Consider the following 12,191-nt stretch of genomic DNA (forward strand, 5'->3'; position numbering starts at 1 on the left):
ATGACTACCTCGAAAAAGAATTCGCAAAATTCGCGCGCTGCACTGCAAGCCAGGAAAAAATCCTCGACGTCCGTCAAACTGGAAACGCTCGAACAGCGAACTTTGCTCTCCGGCGACATCTTGCTCGGCACGCCTCCCGATCAGGGTTTGTCCGGACCCTCCGGAACAGAAACATCTCCCTCCGCACCATTCACAGCATCGCAGTCCAGCGATTCCCTCGTTCCCTCCACCGCCGCGCAGACCCTGCAGCTGATTTCAGCATCCGGCACCTCGCAGTCGATTTCCGCCACCTACGCCACCAACCTCGAGGTCGACGCCGGCGAGCAACTGCTCGGTGCCGGTGTGCTCGCAAGCTCGCTGGTCAATGCAGGCACCGTTGCGCCCGGACATGAGGCTGGCCATATTGCCGCCGCCGGCTACGTGCAGGCCGCTGGTGGCGTGCTGCAGATCGAAATTGGCGGATCGGTGGCGGCCGCAGCCTCGACCGATTCCCCGGAAGGCTACGACCAGCTGGCAGTGTCCGGGTCGGCCACGCTCGATGGCACGCTTGAACTCAGCCTGGACAATGACTTCCGTCCGAGCGCCGGCCAGGTCTTCGACATCATTACCTGGGGCCAGCGCAGCGGCACCTTCGCAAATTACAAGGGGCTCTACACCGGACAGGGGATCTACCTGAAGCCGGTTTACCTTGCCGACCGGCTGCAACTGGTGGCGACCCAGCTTCCCGGCATCGCCGACCTGCAGGTTCCCGATACCGATTTCGCCAGCGCCCGGCTCGACCAGTTGTACACGCTGCTGGCGCAGCCCGACGGCCTGGGAACCGTATCGATGGATGCGTCGCTCGACCTGGCCGGTCTGCATCTGGCTGGCGGCTTCGACATTTCGGTCAGCCACGCGAGCGGCACGCCGACCCTGAGCTTCGGCCTGCGCGACGTCGGCGCGACCTGGTCGGCGGGCGACCTGTCGGGCCAGTTGACGCAAGTCAGCGGCAGCGTGGTGGTCAGCGGCAACCAGGTTTCGGTGTCGATTTCCGGCGTCGGCCAGGTGGCGGCCGGATCAGCTGCCGGCCTGTCGGGCAATTTCGCAATCGCCAATGACAGCGCTGACAGCGCCTCGGGAATGTTGCTGGTGTCGGCCAGCAACCTGTCGGCGCGCATCGGCGATCCGGCCAGCGGTCCGTCGATGTCCATGTCCGGCGGCTCGCTGGCAATGGCGCTCGGCCATGGCGGATATGCGATCCAGGCAGCCGGCGCCGGCGCTTTCCAGGGCCATGCAGGCAGCAGTTTCTCCGGCACGCTGGGGTTCCAGGCCAACACGCTGGGCCGTGCCATCGCCGTCTCGTTCGGGGCAAGCAACCAGTATTCGGTGAGCTTCGCCAGCGCGCTGCAGGTGAACCGCTTCGAGGCCATCGGCGCCGTGCTGGATGTTGCCGGACTGGGCCAACTGCGCGGCGATTTCGCCTTTGATTACCGGACTGGCGTGGTGGATGCCGCGCGCGAATCGCAATTGCTGGTCGGCGTGCGCAACCTGGCAGCGGAACTGCAGGCTGGCGAACTGGCCTTTAACGTCAGTTCCGGCCAGGCGGCGTTGATACTTGGCGCGCGCACACCAGTCGCCGGCGGCCTGGCGCAGTTTGGCTATGCCTTGCAGGCCAGGGTTGACGTCAGCATCGCGGTCGACTCGGCGCTGACGCTGAGCGGGCAGAACGTGACGATCAGGCTCAACAGCGGCAGTAGCGCGGTGTCGGCGAACGTGGCGACTACCGGTGATGCGATCGCGCTGGAACTGGCGGCCAACGCATTCCGGGTCGAAGGACGCTTCGCAGCCGCCATCAATGGCGTGTTGTCCTTCTCGGGCGACATGTCGGTCGAGGGAACACGGGCGATCCGTCACCTGTCCGACGGCCGCAGCGCCGACGTGCGCGAGATCGCGCTGTCGGGCGCCGGCGTCAAGGCGACGGTCACTGCCGGCGGCAGCGGACTCGACACCGGTATCTCGGGCGCCAGCTTTGCGCTGGTTTATGCGAAGGAAGTGAATGGCGCGCGCTCGTGGGTGAGCGCCAAGGCCGATGCCCGGTCGCTGGTGGTCGCCGGCAACGGGTTTGAGACGCTGGATACGGCGACCTTGTCGCTGAACCGCGCCGTGTCGGCTGCGGACGGAAGCACACTCGCATGGATGCAGTCGCGCCTGTTCACGCTCGGCAACGGCGCCACGCTGGCGCTGGACCAGTTGGTCGAGACCATCGATATCGCCGCCAACGGCGCGCTGCGGGTCGGGCAGGCAAGCCTGAAGGGCGCATTGCAGCTCACGCTCGCTCAGCAAAATGGCGCCCTGGGCTGGAACATCAGTGCCCAGGACGTACAGCTCATCCTTTCTGCCGGCCCGGCATTCGTGCAGTTGAGCAAGGGCTCGGGCACCATCCGCCTGAATGCCGACCGCAGCCGCAGCGGCGTCATTGCCGGCGAGCTTGCGCTCGGCGGCATCGACGCGCTGAGCGTGAGCGGCACGGCCCAGGCCAGCTTCGGCGCCAATGGCGAGTTCGCACTGACCGGTTCAGCGGCCATCAGCATGGGTGGCTTCGGTTCGCTGTCCGGCCAGGTTTCCGTCGCCCGGGTCGAACACTCGGGCGGTCCGCGCATCGTGATTGGCGCAGCGGACGTCCAGGGCCGGTTTGGCGATGCATCGAATGCCGTGTCGCTGTCCGGCGCCAGCATGGCACTGGTGCTGGGTCGCAATGCGATCGGACTCGGCGGCTATGCGCTGCAGGCGGCGGGGCAGGTGGCGATCACCGGTTTCGACGGCAAGGTCAGCCTGGCGTCCAGCGCGGTGGTCGAGGTCAACCGTCTGGGGAGCGCAGTCCAGCAAAGCATTGCACTGGCAGGCGGCAGCAGCCTGGCCCTCAGTTTCAGCACCGACACCGCGGTCCAGGCGATCCACGTGGCCAGCGGCACCGTCACCGTCGCCGGCCTCGGCACCCTGAGCGGCTCGCTGGCAATCCAGAGCGTGCAGTCCACGGTGGCCGGGCAGGCGGTCAACGAGTTGCGGATCGGCCTGGCAGGCGTGAGCGCCACGCTGGCCATGGGCGGCGCCACGGTCGGCTTGAGCAGCGGGCAGGGTGCAGTGCTGTTGCGCAACGATGCCAGCGGCGTCCATTACGCGGTGCAGGCCGAGGGGAATGCAAGCCTGCAGGGAATCAGCGGGGTCACGCTTGAGGCGAGCCAGGTGCAGGTGGCCTGGAACAAGATGGGCGTGGCGGTCCGGGAATCGATCGCCACCGGTAATGGCTGGTACGGTCTCGATCTGCTGCGTGACGAGGCCCGGGTACGCGGCCAGGCACGCGCGGAAATCGCCGGTGTGCTGGCGGTCGAAGGCGAAATTTTCATTGAATCGATCCAGGGCCAGCAACTCACGCTGAGCGATGCCAGCGTGGTGTCGGTCAACCAGCTGGTCATTGGCGGCGCCGGCATTTCTGCTGCGCTGACCGCCGGTGGCAGCGGGCTGTCGGCGTCGCTGACCGATCTCGACATCGCCGTCGTGCTGAATTCGGAAATCGGCGGCAGCGGCCGGCGTTGGATATCCAGCGAAGCGGTAATCGGTGGCGCGTCCATTGCCGGTTACCAGTTGGGCGACCTGCAGCAGGCCGGCATCCGGATCAACCGCGCGCTCGACGCAGCGGGCGCACTGGTGGATGCTGCCAATGCCGCGGTGGTCGACTGGTCCGCCGCCGCAAAAGGTGTCAGCCTGAGCGATGCCAAGGCGGTGGTGTTCGACCTTGCGGGCCCCCGATTTGTGGTCCCCGTCAATGGCGCGATCTCGATCGGCGAGGCCACGCTGGCGGGCGATTTCCAACTGGTGCTGATACAGAACCAGGACGGTAGCCGAAGCTGGGAGCTGGAAGTTGATGACGCATCGGTCGGCTTCGCTGCCGGCAGCGCCACCGTTGCCATCAATAATGTCACCGGTTCCTTGTTCTTCGGGGCCGATGGCGCGCGCTCCGGCCAGCTGAGCGGCACCGGCTCGATTACCGGCATCGACGGCATGAGCTTCGCCGGCACCCTGGCAACCCGGTTCGACAGCCTGGGCGGCTTGGAACTCGCAGGCGACCTGGCGGTTGGCGTGGATGGCTTCGGATCGCTGTCCGGACAGTTTTCGGTGGTGCGCCAGCCGGTGCAACTGGCAACGCCGGTTACCGGCATCAGCCTTGCCCAGAGCGGGTCGGGCGGCGCCAGTGTCGAGCAGGTCCAGGGCGGCACCGCGGTCAATACCGTATTGAACTTGCGTACCAGCGATGCCAGTGGGCGCTATGCGCGCGAAGGCGTCTACAGTTTCCAGCTGGACGGCCAGACCGTCACCGCCAACTCGCTCGATGGCCTGGCGTCCGGCGTCCGTCCGCTGTCTGACGCAGCGTTCGCCGCCGCGATTCGCGGCGCGTTGGAAAGCCTGACCGGAATCGGGGCCGGCAATGTGCTGGTCACCGGCACCCGGGCCGACGGCTTCCGGATTGAATTCATCGCGGCGCTGGCTGGCCGCCCGCTCGGCCTGGCGGCCAGCCAGGGCGGGCAGGGCCTGTGGATGATCCAGCCGGACGATCCGGCGGACAAGGCCGACTGGGGCGTAATCGAAGAGACCTCGGCGGTGCAACTGCCGGGCGATGAAGCGCAGGTGCTGTCGCTGGCCAGCAATGGCGCCGCCGGCCAGTCGTTCACCCTGGCCCTCGGCAGCCACGTCACCGCTGCCATTCCGGTGCTGTCCAGCAGTTCGGCGGTCAACGAACGGCAAGTGCTGACCCTGACAGCGCCGCCGTCCGCCTCCGGTCAGTTCTGGCTCAAGCTGGGCGACACGACGACAGGGAAAATCCGTTACTCGGCCGACCCCACCTATCACGCGGCGCAGATCCAGGCCCAGCTGGCGGCGATCGTCGGCGCCGATAATGTAAAAGTTACCTATACCCGAGGCTACACCGCCAACAACTCGATCGACTACCTGATCGATTTCAAGGGCGAGCTGGCCGGATTCGACCTGCCGACGCTGACAGGCGCGTCCAACAACACGGCAATCAAGCTGTCCCTGAATCCGCTGCGTGATGGCACGCCCGGATACGGCGTGCAAGACCAGGCCCTGCACATCCAGACCGCGCTCGAAAGCGTGCTGGGAACGGGCGCTGTTGCAGTTCACTACGACTCATCGTCCACCTTGCAGGATGCGCGTTACCGGATCGATTTCCAGCGCGGCCTTGGCGGTCAGGACTTGTCGACGCTGGTGGCTGCCACCGGATCGGCTGGCCTGACGCTTGCAACCGGGACGCTGCAGGATGGCAGCGCCGGATTTGGCGCGGTGCAGACCATCAATTTGTACGACGAAAACATAGCGGGCACGTTCACGCTCAGCCTGGATTTTGGCGGCACCACCTACACCAGCGCCGACATTGCCCTGAATGCCAGCGCAGCAGCAGTGCAGGCGGCGCTGCTGGCGGCCACCGATGGCGTCGGCGTTGCCGGGGCCACGCTGGGCAGCACAGGCGTGGAGGCAGCAGTTGAATTGTTGTCCGGCGCCGATGGCAGCCATGTCTGGCAAGTCAGCTTTGGCGGCGCAGCAACGGGCATCGACCTGGATGTGATGGAAGGCCGCATCACCAGCGCGCTGGCTGCTCCGGAAGCCGCGCTCGGCAGCGTGCAGACGGGATCGCACAGCAGCGAAACGCAGCAACTCACTTTGCAGGGCAGCGGATTGTTCCGCCTGTCGGCAGGCGATTCGACCACGCTGACCGGACTGCTGTCCGGCGAGCTGACGGCGGCACAACTGCAACTGGCGCTGGAGAGCCTGCCCGAGATCGGCGCCGGCAATGTGCAGGTGAGTAATGGCAATGGCGCAGGTTCCTTCAATCTCCAGTACCGCGGCGCCCTGGCCGGGCGCGATGTGCCGCTGCTGACCGTCAGCCCGGTGCAGACCGTCGCGCTCGACATGCCTGACGGCGCCGCGCCCGACACGGTCGCCGTGCGCTTTGCCGGCGCGACTGGTTGGAGTACAGAACTGACGGTGGCGGGCAAGACTCCCGCCCAGCTGAGCGCCGGCCTGGCGGCCCTGATCGCGTCCCTGCCTGATGTCGATGCAAGTTCTGTCGAAGTCAACCCGATTGCCGGCAGCAGCAACCGCTTCAACGTCAGCTTCAAGGGCGCGCTGGCAGGCGCCGTGATGGACGACATCGAGGTGCGCAGCACCCGCACGGTGGTTACCCAGAGCGAGCGCATCCTGCTGGGCGCATCCGGCGTCACCGGTTTCGTCGGCAGCGGCAGCGCCGGTGTTTCCCTCGAAGATGGCTCCCTGGGGCTGGTGCTGGCACGCAATGCGGCCGGTGAAACCTCCTATGCGCTGATCGCGTCCGGCAGCGCAGAGATGCAGGGATTCGGTGGCGGCGTCAGCCTGCAGGCCGACGCCAGCGTACGCATCAACACATTTGGCGAAGCGCTCAGCCTGTCGGTGAACACCGGCCTGAGCAGCGCGCCGGTATCGCTTGATTTTGCCGATGGCACGCAGGTCCGCGAACTGACGATATCCTCGGGTTCGATTGCGGTGGCAGGCCTCGGCACGCTGAGCGGCTCGCTGAAGATCCAGTCGACGGTGACCACCACGGCCGACACATCGGTGACCGATATCGTGATCGGCATCGACCAGATGAATGCAGCGCTGACGCTGGGTGGGGTCGGCGCCACGCTGACCAACGGCCGCGGCGCAGTCCTGCTGCGCAGCGAAGTGGGCGCAGCGGGCGTGAGCACCAGCCATGCTGTGCAGGCCGAAGGCGATGTCGCCCTGACCGGCGTATCGGGCCTGTCGCTGCAAGCCAATGCGATGCAGATCGCCTGGAACCGGATGGGCAGTGCGGTCAGCCAATCGGTGGAAACCGCGACCGGCAGCTATCAGGTCAATTTGCTGGCAGATGAAAGCCGGCTGCGCGGCGATGTGGTGGCCGATATTGCAGGCGTGCTGCATGTCGAGGGCGAACTGTTCCTGGAAAGCGTCAGCGGCGAAGTGACGCTGAGCGACGCCAGCACGGTGCAGGTCGAGCAGCTGATCCTGGGCGGCGCTGGCATCGACGCTGCAATCAGTATCGGTGGAAGCGGCGGCAGCGGACTGGGTGCCAGCCTGTCGGGTGTTGACCTGGCATTGGTGATCAGCAACGAACAAGGCGGAGCAGGGCGGCGCTGGGTCACCAGCAAGGCCAGCATCGAGGAAGCGACGCTTGCCGGCTACACGCTGTCCGACCTGCGCAGCCTGGCGCTGGACATCAACAGCGCGATCGACACCGCGACCAGCGCGCTGGATACCGCTGGTGCAGCGGTGATCGACTGGAGCCAGGACGCCCGCACCATCATGCTGGATGAAGCCAGCAGCGTGGTGCTGGATGCGCTGGGCGGACGTTTCGAGATTCCGGTGGATGGCGCGCTGACGCTGGGCGGCGCCACGCTGGAAGGCAATTTCAAGCTCGCACTGGAGCAGGACGAAACTGGCGCGCGCAGCTGGCGCGTGGATGCCAGCGATGTCGGCATCTCGCTGCAGGCGAATGGCGCCACCGTCGCCCTCAGCAATGGCGCAGGCAGCCTGCATATTGCCGCCGACGGCACCCGCAGCGGCTTCATCAGCGGCACCGGTTCGCTGACCGGGGTCAGCGGCCTCGCGCTGAGTGGCACCCTGGTTACTCGTTTCGATGCGGCTGGCGGGCTGGAACTCGCTGGCGCGATCGAAGTCGATGTCGCCGGTTTCAGTTCCTTGTCCGGCCAGTTCTCGGTAAGCAGCCACGCGGCGCCGGAAGTGCTGCCTGCGATCATCGTGCAGCGCGCGACCGCGGGCGCCAGCGGCGACGTCATTACCCGGGCCGAAGGCGGGATCAAGACCAATACCGCGATCCTGCTGCAGGCAGCATCGCAGGAGGGCAGCCGTTTCCGCGAAGGCATCTACCAGTTCAGCTACGGCGCGGCCCAGGTCAGCGTCAGCTCGCTGGATGAATCTGGCGCATTGATGAGCGATGCGGCCTTCGCCGCCAATCTCGGCGCTGGTCTGCAGGGCCTGACCGGCATCGGTGCCGGCAATGTCAGCGTTACCGGCAGCCGGCAGGACGGGTTCCGGATCGAATTCACAGGCTCGCTTTCCGGCCGTGCCGTGGTGCTGTCGGATGGCACTGCCGCCACCGCCAATGGCTTGCGCATGACGCCGCCGGCCGACCCGGCCGACAAGCTCGACTGGGGCGACATCACGCTGGAATCGCAGGCCAGCGCTGCGGCCGAGGAAGTCCAGTACCTGCTGCTGCAACCGGATGCCGGCATTTCGCTCAGCCGTAATCGCTTCACGCTGACAGTCGGCGGCGCCACCACCGGCACCATCCGTTATGTCACCGACCCCGGTTTCCAGGCCACGCTGATCCGCGAAGCGCTGCAAAGCCTGGCCGGCGTCGGCGCCGGCAATGTTCAAGTCAGCTTCGACCAGTCCTCGACCCTTGCGGCACAGGGCTATCGCGTCACTTTCCTGCATGCAGCAGCCAGGGCCGGCAATGTCGCAGCGATGACTGCCACCGGCTACAAGGCCGACATGTCGGGCGCGCTGAGCGCGTCGAACGAAGTGAAGTTCAGCGTGCAGACCGTCTCGGACGGCACGCCTGCCACCGGCGCGGTACAACTGGTCAATCTTTACGACGACCACCTGAGTGGCGGCTTTGAGCTCGCCTTCGACTATCTGGGCGAGAGCTATCGCACCGGGGAAATTGCGTTCAACGCCACGGCCGATGAAATGCGCGACGCCTTGCGCCAGGCGACATCCGGCGCGGGCAGCTTCGCTGCCGTCGGTGGCGATGCCGCGGTAGAACTGGCTGGCAGCAGCAACCCGCAATGGCGCGTGACATTTGGCGGTAGCGCGAGCGGCAGCGCAATTGGCGTGATGGTGGGCGAGATCACCACCGTGCAGCGCGCACCCGATGCGGCGCTGAGCCTGGCGCAGACCGGCGCCACCAGCTCCGAGGTACAGCGCCTGCAACCCGCTTCCGGCGGCGTGTTCGCGATCAGCTTCGGATCCGGCACGACCGCAGTCCTGGCGGCCGGCGCCAGCGCCGCGCAAGTGCAGGCCGCGCTCGAATCGCTGGCGGGCATCGGCAGTGGCAATGTCGCGGTCACCGCGCTTGCGGCTGCCGCCGGCGGCGGCTGGGATGTGGCGTTCCGCGGCAGCCTTGCCGCCACCAACGTCGCGGCCCTGAAAATCGCACCGGTACAGACGCTCGACTTGCGCCTGGCCGGCGGCGGGCTGGCGGATACCGTCAGGCTGCGCTTCAGTGGCGCCAGCGCCTGGGACCGGAACATCGAAATGACCGGGCTGAGTGCAGCACAGGCCAGTGCGGCCCTGCTGCAGGCAATCGAATCCCTGCCCGGCGTCGGCGCCGGCAACGTGCGGGTGGAGGCGGTCGCCGGGTCGCCGGGCATGTTCTGTATCGTGCCGCTGGCAACGTTTGCCGGCGGTAGCTTGCCGACCGTGGTTGCCGGACTTTCGCGCGCGGTCGAGCAGCCGCCTTCATGGCTGCTGATCGGCGCTGCCGATGTCAGCGCCGAGGTCGGCTCGGCCAGCGCCGGCGTCGCCATCACCGATGCCAAAGTCGGACTGGTGCTGTCGCGCGGCGCTGACGGCATCGCCGCTTATGCGCTGGTCGCATCGGGCACCGGCGCGCTGCAGGGCTTTGGTTCGGCAGTCAGCCTGCAAGCGGACGCCAGCATCCAGGTCAACACCCTCGGGCGCGCAGTCGACATCGCCGTGCCGACCGGCCTGACGACGCCGGCGCAGCAAGTCAGTTTCGCCGATGGCGTTTTGGTCCGGGAAGTCGTCATCACCGATGGCGAACTGGTGGTCGATGGTGTCGGCACGCTGTCCGGTAGCCTGGCGATCCGGTCGGAGCAACGGACTGCCGGCACCACCACCATTACCGACATCCGGATCGGCCTGGAAAACACCAGCGGCAGCCTGAGCATAGGCGGGCTGGCTGCCAGCCTGGGCGATGGCCGCGGCGCGCTGCTGCTGCGCCATGAAGAAACCGGCGGCGTGGTCACCACCCGCCGTGCCTTGCAGGCCGAAGGCGATGTCGCGTTCAGCGCCGGCAGCGCACTGACGCTGCAGGCCGAACGTCTTGAAATTGCCGTCAACGACTGGGGCAGCGATGTCAGCGAGAGCGTGGTCACGGCGACCGGGCTCTACAACCTCGACCTGGATGCAGGCGAAGCCCGGGTGCGCGGCCATATCGCCGCCAACGTGGCAGACATCCTGAGCGCCGAAGGCGAACTGTTCATTGAAAATGCCGGCACCTCGACGCTCACGTTGAGCGATGGCAGCAGCGTGCTGGTGAGCCAACTCGTGCTGGGCGGCGCCGATGCGATGGCGGCCCTGACCGCCGGCGGCGCCAACCTCGGCGTGGCCATCAGCGGCGTCGATTTTGCGGTTGTGATCAGCACTGAAGTGGGCGGCGCCCAGCGGCGCTGGGTCACCAGCACCGCGGAAATCGGTGGCATCATGATCGCGGGCTACCAGCTGCCGTCGCTGGAACTGGCCAAGCTGGAACTGAACCGGGCCCTGCCGTCCATCGGCGCGCTGGATGTGGATATCGCCGCGCCGGTTATCGACTGGAGCCTGGAACCGCTGTCGATCGATCTCGACGGCATCAGCATGGCGGTGTTCGACCTGGCGCTACCGCGGCTGGCGATGCCGGTCATCGGCAAGCTGGATATCGGTGGCGCCTTGCTGGACGGCGAATTTGAACTGGTGCTGGACCAGAGCGGCCTGATCCCGGTGTGGGAAATCAACGCCCAAAATGTCACGCTCGGTTTCGAGCTGGGCGGTACTGATTTCAGCATCGCCAATGCGGCCGGGCAGTTCCGGCTTGGCGCGGACCTTTCCCGCAGCGGATCGATCAGTGGCGAAGTCAAGCTGTCCGGCCTGGGCGGACTGGGACTGACCGGCACCATGGCGGCCATTTTCGACAGCAGCGGCAAGCTGCGCCTGGCTGGCACCGATGTCGAACTTGACATCGCCGGCCTGAGCACGCTGTCGGGCGATTTCAGCATTGAAAAATCCATCGTCGACGGCCAGGAACAAGTGCTGGTCGCGGCGGCCGATGTCTCTGCCTTCATCGGCATGGAGGGTGTCGCCGGCGCCGCGCTGACCGACGGCCGGGTGGCCATGGTCGCCATGAAGAAGGCGGACGGCAGCACCGGCTATGCGCTCAAGGGCAGTGGCAACGTCACGGTCAATACGCCGATCAACCTGTCGATGGCTGGCGTGGTGTTCGCCGAAGCCAATACGCTGGGCCATGCCATCCACCGCCAGGTCACGGTCGACGGCCAGGTGCTGGATCTCGATTTCACGCAGGGCATGGTGGCACCGCGCTTCAACCTTGGCGAACTCGACGCCATCCTTGACGGTGCGCTGGGCGATGCTTTCGGCAGCGTCAGCGACACACTGTCCGACCTCAAGCAATCGATCACGCCGGTGTTCGATGACGAGGGCACGCAAACCAACGACAACCTGCTGGCGCGGACCCTGCCGGTGCTGGACCGCTCGATCTCCGAGTTGCTGGCGATCGACAAGGTGTTGGGCATCGGTGACTACACCAGCCAGTACCTGTCGCCGGCGCAAGGCAGCAGCCTGCCGCTGCCAGTGTATGGTTTCACCGGGCACCCGACGCTGCGCGGCCTGCTGGCCTACCTCGAAGCCAACTGGCTGCCGACCTTGCCTGGCGTCGGCGCCGATGCGCTGACGCTGGCATTCGGCAGCTCCGGCCTGGAGCTGGTGTTCAACAACAAGCTGACTGCACAGCACCAGTTGGCCGTCAATTTTGGCGCCGATGCGGAGCAGTTCGGCCTGACGCTGGATGGCGACATCAAGGTCGACCTGACGGCCACCATGAATCTCGGATTCCGCGTAGCCATCGACTGGGCTACCGGCGCAGCCAGCTTCAAGCTGGATCAGATGGATTTCGACCTGAAGGCCGGTGTCGACGATATCGACGTATCGGCCTCGTTCGGTCCGCTGGAAGTCAGCCTGGGCGACCGTGCGCGGCAGACCGGCAGCCTGGCAGTCAACCTGGCTGGCCGTGTGGCCTACACCAATGGCAGCCTGGGCTACACCACCACGCAGGACAGCGTGACGGTGGTGCTGCCGGTGTATGC

Annotated in this window: 1 protein-coding gene (running past one end of the window); it reads left to right on the forward strand. The window is 66.4% G+C overall.

Features of this window, described 5'->3' with window-relative positions; genetic code table 11:
• Positions 1–12,191, forward strand: the beginning of a protein-coding gene (locus FVE66_RS12315) for a hypothetical protein (RefSeq protein ID WP_151447704.1). 23,113 nt of this gene lie beyond the right edge of the window; only the first 12,191 of its 35,304 coding nucleotides appear in the window; its start codon is at positions 1–3; its stop codon lies off the right edge, out of view.

This window comes from Lacisediminimonas profundi, from assembly GCF_008831265.1.
Lineage (GTDB): Bacteria > Pseudomonadota > Gammaproteobacteria > Burkholderiales > Burkholderiaceae_D > Lacisediminimonas > Lacisediminimonas profundi.